The following is a 17,314-nucleotide window of genomic DNA, read 5'->3' on the forward strand; positions in this document are numbered from 1 at the left end:
CGTCCGCGGTCAGAACAGCACTTTCGCTACATCAGCAAAGCGCTTGGCGAAGTGCACCGTCAGTCCCTGCTTGAGGTAATCGGGCAGCTCCTCGAAGTTGCCACGGTTGGCCTCCGGCAGAATCAGTTCGTTGATCTTCTGCCGGCGCGCGGCGATGACTTTCTCGCGCACCCCGCCAATGGGCAGCACGTGCCCGGTCAGGGTCAGCTCGCCGGTCATGGCCACGCCCTTCTTCGGCGCCTGGTCGCGGGCCAGGGACAGCAGGGCGCTGGCCATGGTCACCCCGGCGCTGGGGCCGTCCTTGGGCGTGGCGCCCTCGGGCACGTGCAAATGCACGAAGGCTTCGTCGAAGAAGGTGGTGTCGGCGCCGAACTGCTTGAGGTTGGAGCTGATGTAGCTGTGGGCGATTTCCGCCGACTCCTTCATCACCTCGCCCAGCTGCCCGGTCAGCTTGAAACCGCGGTTGTGGGTGTGGATGCGTGTGGCCTCGATGGGCAGCGTGGCGCCGCCCATGCTGGTCCAGGCAAGGCCGGTGATCACGCCCTTGCCCGACAGCATCTGCTCGCTGCGGAACACCGGCATGCCCAGCGACGCCTCCAGGTCCTTGGGCCCCAGTTTGATCACCGCGTCGGGTTCATCCAGCAGTTTCACCACGGCCTTGCGCACCAGCTTGCCCAACTGTTTCTCCAGCTGCCGCACCCCTGCCTCGCGGGCATAGCCCTCGATCACGGTGCGCAGGGCACTGTCGCTGATGCTCAGCTTGCTCTTGTCGACGCCAGCCTTTTCCAGCTGCTTGGGCCACAGGTGACGCTTGGCAATGGCCAGCTTTTCCTCGGTGATGTAGCCCGACAGGCGAATCACTTCCATGCGGTCCAGCAACGGCCCGGGAATGGAGTCCAGGGTGTTGGCGGTGCACACGAACAGCACCTTGGACAGGTCCAGGCGCAGGTCCAGGTAGTGGTCGAGGAAGTCGACGTTCTGTTCCGGGTCCAGGGTTTCCAGCAGCGCCGAGGCCGGGTCGCCCTGGTAGCTCTGGCCCATCTTGTCGATCTCGTCGAGCATGATTACCGGGTTCATCACCTCCACATCCTTCAGCGCCTGCACCAGCTTGCCCGGCTGGGCGCCGATGTAGGTGCGGCGGTGGCCCTTGATCTCGGCCTCGTCGCGCATGCCGCCAACGCTGAAGCGGTAGAACGGCCGCCCCAGCGATTCGGCGATGGACTTGCCGACGCTGGTCTTGCCCACGCCCGGCGGGCCCACCAGCAGCACGATGGAACCGCTGATCTCGCCCTTGTAGGCGCCCACGGCGAGGAATTCGAGGATGCGGCTCTTGATGTCATCCAGGCCAGCGTGGTGCTGGTCCATTACCTTGCGGGCGAACTTGAGGTCCAGCTTGTCCTTGCCATACACGCCCCAGGGCAGGGCGGTGGCCCATTCCAGGTAATTGCGGGTAACGGCGTATTCCGGCGAGCCGGTTTCAAGAATCGCCAGCTTGCCCATTTCCTCGTCGATGCGCTTCTGCGCCTGGGCGGGCAGGGTCTTGCCTTCCAGGCGCTGCTGGAACTGTTCGAGGTCGGCGCTGCGGTCGTCCTTGGTCAGGCCCAGCTCCTGCTGGATGACCTTGAGCTGTTCTTTCAGGAAGAACTCGCGCTGGTGCTCGCCGATCTGCCGGTTCACCTCGGCGGAAATCTCTTTCTGCAGCCGCGCCACTTCCACTTCCTTGCGCAGCATGGGCAGCACTTTTTCCATGCGCTTGAGCATCGGCACGCAGTCCAGCACCTGCTGCAGCTCGGCGCCGGTGGCCGAGGTCAGGGCCGCGGCGAAGTCGGTAAGCGGCGAGGGGTCGTTGGGGCTGAAGCGGTTGAGGTAGTTCTTCAGCTCTTCGCTGTACAGCGGGTTCAGTGGCAGCAGCTCCTTGATCGCGTTGATCAGGGCCATGCCGTAGGCCTTCACCTCATCGGTGGGCTCGGCGGGCTGGTGCGGGTATTCGACTTCCACCAGGTACGGCGGGCGGTGGTGCTTGAGCCACGAGCGAATACGCACCCGCGACAGGCCCTGGGCCACGAACTGCAGCTTGCCGTTCTCGCGGCTGGCGTGGTGGATCTTCACCAGGGTGCCGTACAGCGGCAGGTTGGAGGTGTCCAGGTGGCGGGTGTCCTGGGGCGTTTCCATGAAGAACAGCGCCAGCGAGTGGTGCGGCTCCTTGGCCACAAGGTCGAGGGTCTCGGCCCAGGGTTCCTCGTTGACGATCACCGGCAACACTTGGGCCGGGAAGAACGGCCGGTTGTGGATAGGGATGATGTAGACCTTGTCCGGCAGGTTCTGGTCGGGCAACGCCAGCTCGGTGCTGGAATGGGTCGAGTGCTCGATGTGGTCGTTTTCCAGATGATCGTTCGGGTGTTCGGGGAAATCCTGCTGGTCGCTCATGGGGCACCTGCGCAAATGACTATGGCGGTTAGATGGGGCAGATGCCCGGTGGTTTCAATGGCGGCACTCCAGCTTTACCAAAAGCTGACGATAACCTTCATATACCCCCGGCACCTGCACACAAGCTGCCGTGCAGGCCGCGAAATAGACGATCAAGTGCTATTCTCGCCGGCCTGGCTCGCCGCCTTTCGTCGGGAAAATTCAGTGATGGCTATTTGCCGCTTTTTTCCGCGTGATCTCTTTGTCCGGTACGGTTAACCTGCCGGGGCACGCGATTGCCAAGGCTGGCGCATTCTGATTTCTGACCTTGGGTGCCGCTATGGCGAAAATGTTCAAGCATGTTGCTGCAACGCTCCTGGGCCTGTACGTGTCCGCCGCGTGCGTGGCCGCGCCATTGAAAGTGCAAATCGTCGACCCCGCCGGCAAGCCGCTGCCCGGCGCCGTGCTCAGCCTGCAGGGCCAGGGCCCGGGCAACGCGGTGGCCAACGCCGACATGGACCAGGTCAAGCAGGAGTTCGTGCCCCACGTGCTCGCCGTGCACACCGGCACCAACATCAAGTTTCCCAACAGCGACAACATCCGCCACCAGGTGTATTCGTTCTCAACCCCCAAGCGTTTCGAACTACGCTTGTACGAAGGGACGCCGACCAAGCCACTGCTGTTCGATAAACCCGGGGTAGTGGTGCTGGGTTGCAACATTCATGACTGGATGCTGGGTTATATCTACGTGACCGATGATCCGTGGTTTGCCGTCAGTGGTGCCGACGGCAGCCTGAGCCTGGACGTGCCGCCAGGCCATTATCAGGTCACCCTGTGGCACCCGCAGTTGCCCGACATGCAAACCGTCAGCGGTGGCGCCATCGACGTCGCCGCCAGCGGCCTGCAGCGTTCCTGGAACCTCACGGTGGCGCCGTCCGCGGCCGACACCCCCCATGCTCCTGAAACGAGTGGCTTCGGCGATGCCTTCAATAAAGCTGTCCGTGAAACTGAGAAGTAGTTTCCAGGCACGCATTGCCTGCGTCCTGATTCTGTTGCTGCTGGTGGTGATTGCCGCGCTGACCCTGTCGGTGAAGTTGGCCACCACCGACGCGGTGCGGTCCCAGGCCACCGATCAGCTGCAGCTGGGTGCGCGGGTATTCGAGCGCCTGTTGGACGCGCGCGGCAAGCGCCTGAAGGACGCCGCGCAGCTGCTGGCCGCCGACTTTGGCTTCCGCGACGCGGTGGCCAGCGGCGACTCGGCCACCATTCGCTCGGCCCTGGCCAACCACGGTTCGCGCATCGGCGCCAGCGACATGATCCTGCTAAGCATGGACGGCAAGGTCATGGCCAGTACCGTTGCCGAATTGCAGGATGGCAGCCCCTTCCGTTTCGACCAGGCGCTGCGCGATGCGCGGCGGCAGAACCAGTCGATGTTGATCGTGCCCTTGCGCGGTGAGCCGCACCTGCTGGTGGAAGCGCCGGTGATGGCGCCGCTGCCCATCGGCCGGGTGGTGGTGGGCTTCGTCATGGACGCCGCGCTGGCGCAAGAGCTGCATACCCTGACCAACCTGCAGGTGTCGTTCCTGTCCCGTGACAGCGGGCAACTGGGCAAGCTGGTCAGCACCCAGCCCGACGAGCTGCAGGGCTCCATCACCGAGTGGATGCTGGCCAACGGCGCCAGCCACCAGGTGTCGCTGGCCACCCATGACCACCGCCGCTACCTCAGCCAGCCGCTGATGCTCGATGACAGCGACGGCGGCCAGGTCATCGCCCTGCTGCAAAGCCCGCTGGACGAGGCCCTGCATGCCTTCGCGACGCTGGATAACACCATTCTGGTGATCGCCCTGGCGGCGCTGGCGGCGTCCCTGGCCGGCGCGCTGCTGCTGGCGCGCAGCGTCTCGCAGCCGGTGCAGGTGCTGGCCCAGGCGGCCCAGCGTATCGGCAATGGCGACTACCAGAGCCCGGTGGACCTGGAACGTCGTGACGAGCTGGGGGTACTGGCCAAGGCCTTCAACCACATGCGCGAAGGCATTGCCGAACGCGAACAGCAGCTGGCCCACAACGCCCTGCATGACAGCCTCACCGGCCTGCCCAACCGCACGCTGGCCATGGAACGCCTGAGCAGCGCCATCGCTGCCAACCGGCCCATGGCCCTGCTGTACCTGGGCGTGGACAACCTGCGGGCACTGAGCGAAGGCGCCGGCCCGGCGTTCGTCGACGGCCTGCTGAAACAGGTGGGGCAACGCCTGCAAGCCACGCTGACGCCCGGCGACACCCTGGCGCACTTGATCGCCGATGAATTCCTGCTGCTGTTGGAACACACCGACAGCGACAGCGCCGTGGCCCGCGCGGACAAACTCCAGCAGCTGCTGCTCAAGCCCCACCGCTTCAACGGCCACGACGTGGCCCTGGACTGCCGCATCGGCATTGCTGCGTTCCCCGCCGATGGCGCCAATGCCGAAGAGCTGCTGGGCCGCGCCGCCGTGGCGCTCAAGGATGCCTCGCAGATGCCCGGCCGCCTGCAGGTGTACGAGCAGGGCCGCGACCTGGCGCACCAGCGCCAGATTCGCCTGATCCGCGACCTGCGCCGCGCTGCCGACAACGGCGAGCTGCTGCTCAACTACCAGCCCAAGCTGGACATCCGCCAGGGCCAGGTGCGCCAGGCGGAGGCGCTGCTGCGCTGGCACCACCCGCAGCTGGGCATCGTCTCGCCCGGCGAGTTCATCGAGCTGGCCGAGCGCACCGGCAGCATCCAGTTGCTGACCCGCTGGGTGATCGAGGAAGGTATCCGCCAGCTCAGCGAATGGAACGGCCGCGGCATGCGCGTGCAGCTGTCGCTAAACATCTCCGCCGATGACCTGCTGGGCCAGGACCTGGCCGACCGCGTCTCGGCGCTGCTCAAACTGTACAGCGTGCCCGCCGGGCAGCTGATATTCGAGATCACCGAAAGCGCCATCATGCGCGAGCCGGAGTCGGCCCTGAAGGTGCTTCACCGCCTGCGCGAGTGTGGCATCAGCCTGTCGGTGGACGACTTCGGCACCGGCTATTCGTCGCTGGCGCACCTCAAGCGCCTGCCGGTGCAGGAGCTGAAAATCGACCAGTCGTTCGTGCGCAACCTGGATGAAACCAGCGAGGACGCGGTGATCGTGCGTTCCACCATCGAGATGAGCCACAACCTGGGCCTCAAGGTGGTGGCCGAGGGCGTCGAATACGAACACAGCCTGCGCCTGCTGGAGCGCTGGCACTGCGACACGGCCCAGGGCTACCTGATCAGCCGCCCGCTCACCGCCGCGGCCTTCGAGGCCTGGCTGAAGAAACCCCTGCCTTCCTTGTCTGCCATGGTCCATTGAAATATGACACGTCGATTGTCCCTGCTGCTGTGTTCGTTGTGCCTGTCTTCGGTCGCCGTGGCGGACCAGGGGCGCCTGTTGGCCACCGGTGGCGCGTCCAGCCTGGATGGCGCGGCGGGTGGTGGCATCAACCCCTGGGCGGTGCTGGCCGGCTATGGCGAGCAGGGTGAGTGGGGCGCCACGGCGTTCGGCACCCATGTCGACCTGCCCGACTACAACCTCGATGTGGTGGGGTTGGCGGCCAGCTACGACAACCGCGTGGAAGTCTCCTACGCGCACCAGCGCTTCGACCTCGGCACCCTGGGGCACCAGCTCAACCTGCCGCAGAGCAGCCTGGGCCAGGACATCTTCGGCGTGAAGGTGCGCCTGTTCGGCGACCTGATCTACGACCAGTTGCCCCAGGTGTCCCTGGGGCTTGAGTACAAGCACGACAACAACTTCGAGATCCCGCAGATGGTCGGCGCCAAGCGCGACTCCGACGTCGAGGGCTACCTGGCGGCCAGCCGCCTGTTCATCGGCGGCGCCTTCGGCTACGACCTGCTGGTGAACGGCAACCTGCGCTACAGCCGCGCCAACGAACTGGGCCTGCTGGGTTTTGGCGGTGACCGCCGCGACACCCGCAGCGTGCTCAAGGAAGGCTCGGTGGCCGTGCTGTTCAACCCGCGCTGGGCAGTGGGCCTGGAGTACAAGGAAAAGCCTGACAACCTGTCGTTTTCCGGTGAGAGCGATTGGGCCGACCTGTTCGTAGGCTGGTTCCCCAACAAACACGTGTCCGTGGTGCTGGCCTACGCGCGCCTGGGCGAGATCGCCACCCTGGACAACCAGAACGGCACGTACCTGTCGATTCAGGGGAGCTACTGACATGCGCCGCCTGTTGCTTGCCACCGCCTTGCTGCTCGGCGCCTGCACCGCGAACACCCAGCCACCCAAGGACGATAGCCTGTACCGCGACCTGGGCGCCAAGCCCGGCATCACCCGGATTGTCGAGGGCATGCTGCTGCACATCGCCCATGACGAGCGCATCGTCGAACACTTCCGCAACATCAACATCACCCGCCTGCGTGACAAGCTGATCGAGCAGTTCTGCGTCGAGGCGGGCGGGCCCTGCACCTACACCGGTGACACCATGGCCGAGTCGCACAAGGGGCAGCACCTGACCCGCAGTGATTTCAATGCGTTGGTGGAGGACCTGATCAAGGCCATGGAAGACCAGGGTGTGCCGGTGACGGCGCAGAATCGGTTGATTGCGCGGTTGGCGCCGATGCGTGGGGAAGTGATCGAGAAGTAGCGGAGGCGGCGCTTCCTGGGGCCAGGCGCTAGATTTTTAGCGTTCATCAGATCGAGCGCCGCGCGGGCGGCGCTCGATCTGATGACCACCACAAAAATCAAGCCTGTCCGCCAAAAAACCAACCCATAAAAAAACGGCTCCCTGGGGAGCCGTTTTTCGTTACATCAAAGCCTTACTTGGACAGCTTGTAAGCAATGATGTAGTCGTCCATCTTGGTGCCCAGCGAGCCATGGCCGCCGACAACCGACAGCACATACTGCTCGCCGTCCTTGCCGGTGTAGGTCATAGGCGTCGACTGACCGCCAGCCGGCAGGCGGCTTTCCCACAGTTTCTTGCCGGTCTTGACGTCGTAGCCACGGATGTACTGGTCCAGGGTGCCGCTCAGGAAACCAACACCACCGGCAGTGATCATCGAGCCGCCCATGCTTGGGACGCCCAGGGTCAGGCCCAGTGGGATCGGCGAGCTGTCACGGCTGGTGCCGTTCTTGTGCTTCCAGATCACCTTGCTGGTGGTCAGGTCGACACCGGCAACGTAGCCCCAGGCAGGTGCCTGGCACGGTACGCCGAACGGCGACATCAGCGGGTGCATGATCACGGCGTACGGGGCGCCACTGTTCGGCTGCACGCCGCTGGTTTCGCTTTCACGCTTGCTGCCGGCTTCCACCTGGGCACGTGGCACCAGCTTGGAAACGAAGGCCATGTAGTTCGGGCTGGCGAACAGCATCTGGCGCACGGGGTCGATCGAGACCGCACCCCAGTTGAACACACCGACGTTGCCTGGGTAGATGATGCTGCCCTGGACCGACGGAGGGGTGTACTGGCCTTCATAACGCAGCGACTTGAACTGGATGCGGCACAGCAGCTGGTCGAACGGCGTCACGCCCCACATGGCCTTTTCATTCAGCTCAGGTGGCAGCATGTTCAGTTCCGAACGAGCCTGGGTTGGCGAGCTGTGGTCGCCTTCCACGGCACCTTTCGGCGCGTCGACTTCCTGGATCGGCACGATCGGCTGGCCGGTTGCGCGGTCCAGCACGTACAGGCTGCCTTGCTTGGTCGGCTGGATCAGCGCCTGTTTCACGCCGCTCGGGGTTTTCAGGTCGATCAGCGACGGCTGGGCCGGCACGTCCATGTCCCACAGGTCGTGGTGGGTGAACTGGTAGTTCCACTTCAGCTTGCCGGTGTCGATGTCCAGGGCCACGGTGCCGGCACTGAATTTCTCCGACTCTGGGGTGCGGTTGCCGCCCCATTGGTCAGGCATCTGGTTGCCCAGTGGCAGGTAGATCATGCCCAGCTTCTCGTCGACGCTGGCCAGCGACCACATGTTCGGCGAGTTGCGGGTGTAGAACTTGCCTTCGGCGATTGGAGCGGTTTCGTCCGGGTTGCCGGCGTCCCAGTTCCATACCAGGTGGCCGTCGTGCACGTCGTACGCACGGATCACGCCCGAAGGCTCGTCAGTGGATTCGTTGTCGGTCACGTGGCCGCCGATGATCACCAGGTTACGGGTGATGGCAGCAGGCGAGGTGGCGTAGTAGCCGCCCGGGGTGAACTTGCCGATGTTGGCGCGCAGGTCCACGGCACCTTTGTTGCCGAAGTCTTCGCAGACCTTGCCGGTGTCGGCGTTCAGCGCGATCAGGCGCGCGTCGGCGGTCGGCAGGTACAGGCGGCGTGGGCAGCTGGTGGCCACGGCCTGGCCGGCGGCCGACAGGGCAGCCGGCACGCTGATGGCGTCGGACTTGCTGTAGGCGGCTTCGTCGTAGTACGAAACGCCACGGCAGGTCATGTGCGCCCAGCCACGGAAGTCGTTGTCGTTAGGACCCTGCAGTTGCGGGTCGTAGCGCCAGATTTCCTTGCCGGTGTCCGGGTCCAGGGCCAGCACCTTGCTGTGGGCAGTACATGCGTACAGCATGCCGTTGACCTTCAGCGGGGTGTTTTCGTTGGTCAGCTCTACCGGGTCTTTCGCGGTCGGCAGGTCGCCGGTGCGAATACGCCAGGCTTCAGTCAGCTTGCCGATGTTGTCCGGGGTGATCTGCTTGAGCGGCGAGTAGCGCTCACCGAACTCGGTGCGGCCGTACGACTGCCAGTCGCCATCAGGCTGGGCAGGGGCGGCGCTGGTGGTGTCGGCAGTGTCGCGACCCAGGTCGCCGCTGATGTCACCGTAGCTGGTGAACTGTGCGGCAACGGCGCAGGCACCGGCCAGTACAACGGCAACGCCCAGTACCGAGGTACCTTTTGGCGCGGCTTCACGCAGTACCAGTGGCTTGCGGAACCATGGCAGCCACAGCAGCAGGCCCAGCACGAACCACAGCGACAGGCGTGGCACCAGTTGCCACCAGTCCAGGCCGGTTTCGGCCAGCGACCAGACGGTGCTGCCCAGCAGGAAGATGGCGTAGACGCCCAGCGCGACGGAACGACCCGTCAGCAGCAGGACGCCAGTAACCACCAGGAAAAGTCCGGCGATGACGTAGTACAGGGAGCCGCCCAGGGTGGCGAGCTTGACACCTCCGGCCAGCAGGCCGAGGCCCATTAGCAGCATCACCAGGCCGAGCAAGCTCGGCGCGAGGCGACCCCGACTGAAAGCACTTTCAGTGCTCATAGTGTGGTTTCTCCGTTACGTTTGAGTAAGCGAGCGTAGTTCAGGTGCCCTACGCCCGTGGTCTGGTTAACTTCTTCCGTAAAGTTGAATTGTTGTTAGAAAGAGCTCTGCACCTTGATGCCGGCGACCAGTGCGTTGTCGACTTCATCGACGCCACCCGGGTGCTTGATGTATTGCAGGTTCGGGCGCACGGTCAGCCAGTTGGTCACGTGCACGCCGTAGTTCAGCTCGACGCTGGTTTCGGTGCGCTGGATCGGCATGTACGCAGGGTCGTTGTAGTCAGTCACGCCATTGGCGGCGTTGGTGGCTTCTTCGTTCTTGCGGTAGGCAGGGTTCACGTGGATGCGTGCCACGGCGATGCCGACGTCGTCTTTCGGACGGGCATCGAGCAGGCCTTTGTAGACGACGCCGGCCTGGACATAGTTGTCGACCATGTTGGTCTTCTTGTCGTGGACGGTGACGTTGCCGAACACGCTCAGGCCGCGCGACTGGTCGCTGGCCTGGGAGGTCAGTTGCTGGTTCAGGGTCAGCCAGTAGCCATGCTTGCTGGAGCTGGAGCGGTAGTCGTCACCGGTCAGCGCCGCTGGTTGGCCGTTGCTGTCCTTGTAGACGTCCTTGGCGTTGGCGGTGCTGTAGTAGTAACCCACGCGGTATTCGCCCGGCAGGCCGTTGACCTTCGGCGTCCACACCAGCTCGACCGGCAGCACGGCGCCTTCGTTGCCGGCGTTGTTCAATTTGAAACCGTTACCATTTTCCAGGTTCGACGGGTTCAGGGCATAGGCGCCAACCTGTGCGTACACTTCGTCGTTCAGGTGGTATTTGACGCGTGCAGCCCATTGGCTGACCGGCCAGTTGTACCAGATGCCAGTGGCCCAGTTACCCACCTGCGAGCCGCAGAAGCCCAGGTTCTGGAAGTCGCACTGGAAGCTGTTGAAATCTTCGCCTTCGCCAAAGCGGCCGACCTTGATGTCGAGCTTCTGGTCGAAGAACTTCTGCTCGTAGTACATCTGCGTGAGGCGCACGATGCTGCCACGGCCATAGACTTCCTGGGACGAGCTGATGCCGCCGGTGCGTGGGTCGGCCACGCGGTCGTTGGTGATGTTGTCACCGTTGCGGTCGGTCAGGGTCAGCTGGAACTCGGCGTCGTGCCAGCCCAGAATCTTCTGCAGGTCCATGTGCACGCCCAGCGCGAACTGGTCGCTGTAGCGGGTGGCGTGGTCATGGTTGTAGCCACCGTGCAGGTTCGAACCCGACTCGCCCACGTACTCCATCTTGAAGTCGTAGCCCAGGTCGTGCAGCTCGGTGCGCTTGCCGCCCCAGTCGCCCAGCATGTAGGGCGAGTCGGCGTCGAAGGCCGGCGCGGCCTGTACGCAGGAGGCCAGGCCCAGGGCAGTCATGCCGCCCAGCAGGCGCAGGGCAGGCGATACGTTGATGCGGCCGGCGACGCGGGCGCGGCGAAGTTCGAATTTTGGCATTTATTAAGGATCTTTAATTATTAACCAAACGGTACATTCTTCGATGGCATTAATGTCAATGGAGAATGTAGGTTTTATTACGCAAAAAAATCGTTTCAGTTGCGGGTGGCGGAGGATATAGAGGTTTTTTTGTTATTAAAAGACGCTTATGCAACATGCATAGTTGCTAGTGGCGTAACAATAGCCGGGGCCCGCCGAACCGCCTGAATATCGACCTTTCGCAGCCATGAAAATTTCTTCAGTGTCCATGGGCGAACGTGCGCGGTGGCTTAATCTTTAGTAATGCGCAGTCGAACAAGCGCCGCCCGCCCGTGTAGCAGCGGCCATAAGGCCGCGTCACGCCGCCGCGGTTAAATCTGCCAGCCACGGCCACGCCCGCCGCGCAGTGGTAAATTAGGAAATATCCTACAAGGTACGCAGAAAACGCCGATTAGACCGACCGCGCCGGGGCGCTAAGGTCTTCCCGCTGCCGTATGGCTCGGCTATGGTGCGCACCCCTCACACGGCTGGAGCCAGGCATGACCCAAACCACAAACAACCCGCTGCACGGTGTCACGCTGGAGCAGATCCTCAACGCCCTGGTTACCCACTACACCTGGGAAGGGTTGGCGGAGCGCATTGATATCCGTTGCTTCAAAAGCGACCCCAGCATCAAGTCGAGCCTGACTTTCCTGCGCAAGACGCCCTGGGCGCGCGAGAAGGTGGAGCGCCTGTACGTGAAGCTGGCCCGCACCAAACGACCTGTCGAGGACTGACCTGTATGCATTACCCCCTGCAATCGCGCCCCCAGCGGCTGTTCGTCACGGTAGCGGCCTGGGCCGCCTGGCTGGCGTTGACGGTGCAGCTGCTGTTGATTCTGCAGGGGCGCCTGGCTGACCAGGCGAGCCTGGTAGGCGGGGTGCTGCACTTTTTCAGCTACTTCACCATTCTCACCAATACCCTGGTGGCCATCGTGCTGACAGCCACCGTGCGGGCGCAGCGCAGCCGCGCGCCGTCGTTCTGGCTGCGGCCATGGGTGAGTTCGGGGGTTGCGGCGAGCATCATTCTGGTGGGCGTGGCGTACAGCCTGCTGCTGCGCAACACCTGGCATCCGCAAGGGCTGCAGTGGGTGGTGAACGAGCTGCTGCATGACATTCTGCCGCCGGTGTTCGTGGCGTTCTGGTGGTGGTGCGTGCCCAAGGGCAGCCTGCAGGCCCGGCACGTGGTGGCGTGGATGGTCTATCCCATCGTGTATTTCGGCTATTGCCTGCTGCGCGGCAACGAGATCGGCGTGTACCCCTATCCGTTCATCGATGTGGGGACGCTGGGGTATGGGCGGGTGGTGGTGAATGCGTTGGTGATTCTGCTGGGGTTCGTGGCCATTTCCTTCGCCTTGGTGGGCGTGGACCGCTGGCAAGCCCGCCGCGCACTCGCGTAGCAGCGGCCTGACGCAGCCTCCGCAGCAGCGGCCGCAGGCCGCGTCCCAGGCGCCGCGGTTTTGCGGGTGGCCTCGGACGCAGCCTTCGGCAGCTGCTACGGCGGCATCAGCCTTCGTCGTTTTCGTCCAGGCGCCAGTAGCCCACGGCCTTGACCTCGGCGGACTCGCCCAGGTTGTGGTGGTCCAGCAGCACCTTGCGCACCTGCCGCGACAGCGCCGCTTCGGTGGCTACCCAGGCGTACAGCTGGCCTTCTGGAATGGTCAGCGCAGTCACGGCATCCAGCAGGGCGTTTTCGCTGGCATGGCGTTCCACCCAGATCACTTCCACTTGGGCGGCGCTGTGCAGCACCTGCTGTTCCTGGGCGTTCTCGATCTCGATCACCACCAGCGCCTTGCGGTTGGCTGGCAGTTCTTCCAGGCGTCGGGCAATGGCCGGGATGGCAGTTTCATCGCCGATCAGCAGGTAGCTGTCGAAGATATCCGGGACGATGGTGGAGCTGCGCGGGCCGCCGATGTACAGGTGTTGCCCCGGTGCGGCCTGTTCGGCCCAGGTGGAGGCAGGGCCGTCACCGTGAATCACGAAGTCGATATCCAGCTCACCGGCGGCCAGGTCAATGCGCCGTGGGGTGTAGTCGCGCATGGCCGGTTTCGGCCCTTCGCTGGGGCCGCCCAGCTTCAGGGTCAGCAGGGCGGCCTGCTCCTCGGCGTTGCGGGCAAACATCAGCTTGATGTGGTCGTCGGCGCCCAGGCTCAGGAAGCCTTCCAGCTCCGGGCCGCCCACGGTGATGCGGCGCATGCGCGGGGTGAGCTGGGTGACGCGCAGCACATCCAGGCGGCGGCGTTTGATTTCGTGCATCACGCGATGTACGCCTTGGGTGTTCTCAACCTTCATACGGACTTCTCCTGAGCGGTATAGGCAGTGGCGGGGCCATCGACGATGGCCTTGGCGGTACTGGTGAGCAGGTCGCGGACCCGCACGATCTCATCGGGGCTCCAGCGCCCATGGTGCAGTTGCAGGGCGTGGCGCAGGTTATGTACGGCTTCGTGAATCTCGGCTGGGCGGTCATGGCCGCGCAGGGCGCGCTTGCTCACATCGATGCGGGTGCGCACGCCTTCCAGGGCAATGGCCTGATCACCCAGCGAGGCACGGCCGGCGTCGGTCACGGTGTAAAGCTTCTTGCCACCCTGGGCGTCGCCCTGGACCAGTTCGCTTTCTTCCAGGAAGGTCAGGGTGGGGTAGATGACGCCAGGGCTTGGGCTGTAGGCGCCGTCGAACATGCCTTCGATCTGGCGGATCAGGTCGTAGCCGTGGCAGGGCTGCTCGGCCACCAGGGCCAGCAGCAGCAATTTCAGGTCGCCGGGGGCGAACACGCGCGGGCCGCGGCCACCGCGTTCGCGGCCGGGGCGGCGTTCCAGGCCGTCGTGGCCGTCACCGAGTTCGCGGCGGGGGTGTGGGTGATGGTGGTCTCTCATCGTCTTTTTCTCTTCGCTTGGTTAGTTAAGATATACCGTAAGATATATCTTAAGATTGTGCAAGCACAAAATACGAATGGTTCTCAACACGGTCCCTGTAGCAGCGGCCACAGGCCGCGTCACAGGCGCCGCATTCGTGTTGGCGTTGGACGCGGCCTGGCGGCCGCTGCTACAGGTTACCGGGCGGCGGTGCTTTGCTGGGGCACCTTGCATTGCGTGGCTGCGCCCGGCTGCACGTACGGCGTCAGCATCGGTGCCATGCCCTTGAGCACCTGCACCGGCAGCGCCGAGGTGAAGCGGAAGCCTTCGGCGGCGCGGCCGGGAACGAAGGCGGTGAGGGTGCCGAAGTGGTTCTGGCCAATGTAGAACACGAACGTGGCGGTGCGGTTGATGGCCTTGGAGCCCAACAGCCGGCCACGCGCGCCAAAGCTTTCGATGCGGTTGTCGCCGGTGCCGGTCTTGCCGCCCATTACCAGCGCGGTGCCGTCGGCAGTCTTGAAGCTGCCCGACACGCGCCGCGCGGTACCGGCGTCCACCACCTGCGACAACGCTTCGCGCATGGCCTGGGCGATTTCCGGCTTGAGCACCTGGCGGGCCTTGTCCGGCGCTGCCATCACCTCGGTTTCATACGGGGTGCCGGCGGCGAAGTGCAGGCTGTCGATGCGCAGCACCGGCAGGCGCACGCCGTCGTTCTGGATGATGCCGATCAGCTCGGCCAGGGCGGCGGGGCGGTCGCCGGAGCTGCCGATGGCGGTGGCCAGCGACGGCACCAGGTGGTCGAAGGGGTAGCCCAGGCGTGCCCAGCGCCGGTGAATGTCGAGGAATGCCTCGATTTCCAGGATGGTGCGGATGCGGCTGTCGCGGGCGCTCTTGTGGCGGCTTTTGAACAGCCAGCCATAGACCTCCTGGCGCTCGAAATGGCTGGCGGTCACCGCTTCGCTGAATTTGGCGTCCGGGTGTTGCATCAGGTAGCCCACCAGCCACAGGTCCAGCGGGTGCACGCGGGCAATGTAGCCCTGGTCGGGCAGGTCCCAGTGGCCGGGGCCGTAGCTGTCGTAGTACTCGCCCAGGCGTTTTTCGGTGACGGTCTCGCCCTTGCCCAGGTGCGAACGCACGAAGCTTTCGAAAGTGGCCTGGCTGGCCGTGGGGTACAGGTAGCGATGCACGGCGGCCAGGTGCGAGGCGGTGGGGTGCAGGCCGTCCAGGAAGGTGTCCAGGCGTTCCTGGGCGCTTTTGCCCTGGTAGCGCTTATAGAAGCGCAGCAGGAAATCGCTGCCTTCCTTGTCGGCGAAACGTGCCAGGTATTCCTGGCGGCGCGGGTCGCCGTCGTCCTTGAGCAGTTCGGCGCTGTTGTTGGGGCCGTTGTAGGTGGTGTAGCGGACGATGTCGCGCATCAGCCGAATGAACGGCAGGTTGATGGATTCGCGCAGGGCTTCCTTGAGCGTGGGAATGCGCCCGTTGTCTTCGTTGCGGAAGTTCTTGAAGGTGTGCATGCCGCCGCCGGTGAAGAAACTTTCGCCGGGGCTGGCGGAGTATTTGCGCTCCAGGGCGGCGTCGAGCATGGGCTTGAGGGCGTGGTCCTTGTTCTGGATCAGGTAGTCCACGGCCCAGCGGCTGAGGCGGTCCTGTTCGTTGATGTCGGCCTTTTTCAGCTCGGCAGGGGCCTGCGCGGCATAGCGGTCGTGCAGTTCGCTGACGATCTCCAGGTAGCTGGTCATCACCCGCATCTTCGCCGTCGAGCCCAGTTCCAGCTTGCTGCCCTCGTTGATGTCGAAGGGCTGGTCGGTGTTGTCGGTCTGCACCCGCACGCGCGAGCCGTCGGCGGTGCGCTCCATCAGGGTGAAGCTGTATTTCACCTCGGGGGTGCTGGCGGGTGTCAGCAGGTGTTCGCCGATCAGCCCCAGTTGCTGGGCGTATGCCGGGTCGGCCAGGTGCTTGAGGTAGTCGGTCACTTGCACTTGCAGGTCGTTCTGCAAGGTGCTGGTGGCCGACAGGTCCAGCCGGTCGAGGTCGTACAGCGGCCGGTTGAGCAAGGTGGACAGCCGCGTGCGCGCGACGCTGATGCCCTTGTTGGTCTCGATGGGTTGAATGGTCGGCTCCAGCACCCAGTCGCGGTAACTGACCTTGCTGGCCAGGGCGGCATCGGCCAGCGGCTGGTCGATGACATTGTTGGCGGCCAGCAGGCGGATGTGGCTGTCGGTGAGCTGCGCCAGTTCGTCATGGCCCTTGGACAGGAAGTGCGAAGGCCGGCGCTGGGCAATCATCAGCGACAGCACTTCACGCAGCGCCTTGCCGCGTTCGGCCATTATTTTCGGGCTGTTGTCGCTGGACGCCAGCACCTGGTTGACCCGGTTGAAATCGGCGCCGTACCACACGCGCAGGCCCTCGGCCATGCCGTGCACTTCGCCATGGCCGGGCACCGCCGACAGCGGCACGCTGTTGAGGTAGTCACGCACGATGCGCTGGCGCGCTTCCAGGGTGTCGGGGCCGTCCTGGTAGGCGCGCACGCTGGCCGAGATCATCTGGCGGATCTTCTCGCCGCCGGACACGGTCAGGCCGTCGGGGGAGTGGCGGTATTTCTCCAGCTGCGTGGCCAGGGTGCTGCCGCCAGCGGACTGGCCGGGTAGGGAAAATACCTTCGCCACCTGGGTGTAGGCCGCCTTGCCGAAGCGCGGCCAGTCCACCGCCGGGTTCAGCGCCGGTTCGCGCGGGTCGAGCAGGCTGCGGTTCTCCACGAACAGCAGGCTGTTGACCACCACCGGGGGAATGTCCTGGAACTGCGCGTACAGCTGCTGCGGGTAATGGAATTCATAGAGTACGTCGGCCTTGCAGTCGGTGATCGACAGGCCCGCCTGGATTTTTTCCGAGTAGGGAATGAACAGGCCGCGATCGTAGTAAGCCATCAGCGAGGGCGAGAAGCGGGTCTGGGCCTGGATGGCGTAGTCACGCTTGAGCAGGCGCGGCAGGAACTGGCCCAGGTCGCTGTAGCCAAGACGCTTGTCGAACGGGCCTTCACCGGGGTAGGCGATGGAGTCGCTGGGGCCCGGCTGCAAGGTGTATGTCAGGTCTTTGGCGTAGCGGCTGAATTCGCGCGCCTGCAGCTTCGAGGTGCGCATTTCCGCACGCATGGCGAACGCCAGGGCCACCAGGGCGATCAACACCAACAGCCAGAACAGGCGCCGCCACAAACGGCGCTGGCGTGGGGTTTTCGGTGGTGGTGGTTCAGCCGGACTCTCGGTGGGTACCGCAGTCTTGGTGGGTTCTGTTTGCCACAAAGCGCCCATAGTCGTCAGCCCGGTCAGGTCATTTCAT

At 64.3% G+C, this 17,314-nt stretch carries 12 protein-coding genes; 6 read left to right on the forward strand and 6 right to left on the reverse strand.

Annotation, left to right across the window (positions count from 1 at the left end; genetic code table 11):
• Positions 1-9 precede the first annotated feature (9 nt).
• A complete protein-coding gene (lon, locus tag AC0SZ7_RS25580; RefSeq protein ID WP_475506997.1) occupies positions 10-2,427 on the reverse strand; it encodes an endopeptidase La in 2,418 nt (805 codons plus the stop codon).
• A 328-nt stretch (positions 2,428-2,755) separates the two neighbouring features.
• Between lon and AC0SZ7_RS25585 the strand changes: the two genes are divergently transcribed.
• Genes AC0SZ7_RS25585 through AC0SZ7_RS25600 form a run of 4 tightly spaced genes read left to right on the forward strand, consistent with a single transcriptional unit; the run spans position 2,756 to position 7,044 of the window.
• Positions 2,756-3,424: a methylamine utilization protein gene (locus tag AC0SZ7_RS25585; protein ID WP_475506998.1), complete on the forward strand. Its 669-nt coding sequence runs from the start codon at positions 2,756-2,758 to the stop codon at positions 3,422-3,424.
• The gene (locus AC0SZ7_RS25590; protein ID WP_475506999.1) at positions 3,408-5,756 is read left to right on the forward strand and encodes a putative bifunctional diguanylate cyclase/phosphodiesterase; all 2,349 of its coding nucleotides are present in this window, start codon (positions 3,408-3,410) and stop codon (positions 5,754-5,756) included. The genes AC0SZ7_RS25585 and AC0SZ7_RS25590 overlap by 17 nt, the downstream gene beginning before the upstream one ends.
• 3 nt (positions 5,757-5,759) lie before the next feature.
• Positions 5,760-6,617, forward strand: coding sequence for a DUF3034 family protein (locus tag AC0SZ7_RS25595; protein WP_475507000.1), 858 nt, complete (start codon positions 5,760-5,762; stop codon positions 6,615-6,617).
• A 1-nt stretch (position 6,618) separates the two neighbouring features.
• Positions 6,619-7,044: a group I truncated hemoglobin gene (locus AC0SZ7_RS25600; RefSeq protein ID WP_475507001.1), complete on the forward strand. Its 426-nt coding sequence runs from the start codon at positions 6,619-6,621 to the stop codon at positions 7,042-7,044.
• A 172-nt stretch (positions 7,045-7,216) separates the two neighbouring features.
• Here AC0SZ7_RS25600 and AC0SZ7_RS25605 read toward each other — a convergent pair whose 3' ends face one another.
• Positions 7,217-9,637, reverse strand: coding sequence for a glucose/quinate/shikimate family membrane-bound PQQ-dependent dehydrogenase (locus AC0SZ7_RS25605; RefSeq protein ID WP_475507002.1), 2,421 nt, complete (start codon positions 9,635-9,637; stop codon positions 7,217-7,219).
• A gap of 95 nt (positions 9,638-9,732) precedes the next feature.
• Entirely contained in the window at positions 9,733-11,112 is a 1,380-nt protein-coding gene (locus AC0SZ7_RS25610) for a carbohydrate porin (protein WP_475507003.1), read from the reverse strand.
• A 518-nt stretch (positions 11,113-11,630) separates the two neighbouring features.
• On the opposite strand from AC0SZ7_RS25610, the gene AC0SZ7_RS25615 reads away from it, so the two are divergent.
• Positions 11,631-11,867: a VF530 family protein gene (locus AC0SZ7_RS25615; RefSeq protein WP_475507004.1), complete on the forward strand. Its 237-nt coding sequence runs from the start codon at positions 11,631-11,633 to the stop codon at positions 11,865-11,867.
• 5 nt (positions 11,868-11,872) lie between these two features.
• Positions 11,873-12,529, forward strand: a complete 657-nt coding sequence (locus AC0SZ7_RS25620) for a Pr6Pr family membrane protein (protein WP_475507005.1) — start codon at positions 11,873-11,875, stop codon at positions 12,527-12,529.
• Between the two features lie 106 nt (positions 12,530-12,635).
• Here AC0SZ7_RS25620 and AC0SZ7_RS25625 read toward each other — a convergent pair whose 3' ends face one another.
• The 3 genes from AC0SZ7_RS25625 to AC0SZ7_RS25635 form a co-directional block, all read right to left on the reverse strand.
• Positions 12,636-13,421 carry a siderophore-interacting protein gene (locus AC0SZ7_RS25625; RefSeq protein WP_475507006.1) on the reverse strand — a complete coding sequence of 262 codons (786 nt, stop codon included), beginning with the start codon at positions 13,419-13,421 and terminating at the stop codon, positions 12,636-12,638.
• The gene (locus tag AC0SZ7_RS25630) at positions 13,418-14,002 is read right to left on the reverse strand and encodes a PadR family transcriptional regulator (protein WP_475507007.1); all 585 of its coding nucleotides are present in this window, start codon (positions 14,000-14,002) and stop codon (positions 13,418-13,420) included. The genes AC0SZ7_RS25625 and AC0SZ7_RS25630 overlap by 4 nt, the downstream gene beginning before the upstream one ends.
• 176 nt (positions 14,003-14,178) lie before the next feature.
• On the reverse strand, positions 14,179-17,286 hold the full coding sequence (locus AC0SZ7_RS25635) for a transglycosylase domain-containing protein (protein WP_475507008.1): 3,108 nt from the start codon (positions 17,284-17,286) through the stop codon (positions 14,179-14,181).
• Positions 17,287-17,314 lie beyond the last annotated feature (28 nt).

This window comes from Pseudomonas sp. JC1203 (genome assembly GCF_056175065.1).

Coding starts and splice junctions, on each gene's coding strand:
- lon (WP_475506997.1), bottom strand. CDS start 2,427: ATGAGCGACCAGCAGGATTTCCCCGAACACCCGAACGATCATCTGGAA.
- AC0SZ7_RS25585 (WP_475506998.1), top strand. CDS start 2,756: ATGTTCAAGCATGTTGCTGCAACGCTCCTGGGCCTGTACGTGTCCGCC.
- AC0SZ7_RS25595 (WP_475507000.1), top strand. CDS start 5,760: ATGACACGTCGATTGTCCCTGCTGCTGTGTTCGTTGTGCCTGTCTTCG.
- AC0SZ7_RS25600 (WP_475507001.1), top strand. CDS start 6,619: ATGCGCCGCCTGTTGCTTGCCACCGCCTTGCTGCTCGGCGCCTGCACC.
- AC0SZ7_RS25605 (WP_475507002.1), bottom strand. CDS start 9,637: ATGAGCACTGAAAGTGCTTTCAGTCGGGGTCGCCTCGCGCCGAGCTTG.
- AC0SZ7_RS25610 (WP_475507003.1), bottom strand. CDS start 11,112: ATGCCAAAATTCGAACTTCGCCGCGCCCGCGTCGCCGGCCGCATCAAC.
- AC0SZ7_RS25615 (WP_475507004.1), top strand. CDS start 11,631: ATGACCCAAACCACAAACAACCCGCTGCACGGTGTCACGCTGGAGCAG.
- AC0SZ7_RS25620 (WP_475507005.1), top strand. CDS start 11,873: ATGCATTACCCCCTGCAATCGCGCCCCCAGCGGCTGTTCGTCACGGTA.
- AC0SZ7_RS25625 (WP_475507006.1), bottom strand. CDS start 13,421: ATGAAGGTTGAGAACACCCAAGGCGTACATCGCGTGATGCACGAAATC.
- AC0SZ7_RS25630 (WP_475507007.1), bottom strand. CDS start 14,002: ATGAGAGACCACCATCACCCACACCCCCGCCGCGAACTCGGTGACGGC.
- AC0SZ7_RS25635 (WP_475507008.1), bottom strand. CDS start 17,286: ATGGGCGCTTTGTGGCAAACAGAACCCACCAAGACTGCGGTACCCACC.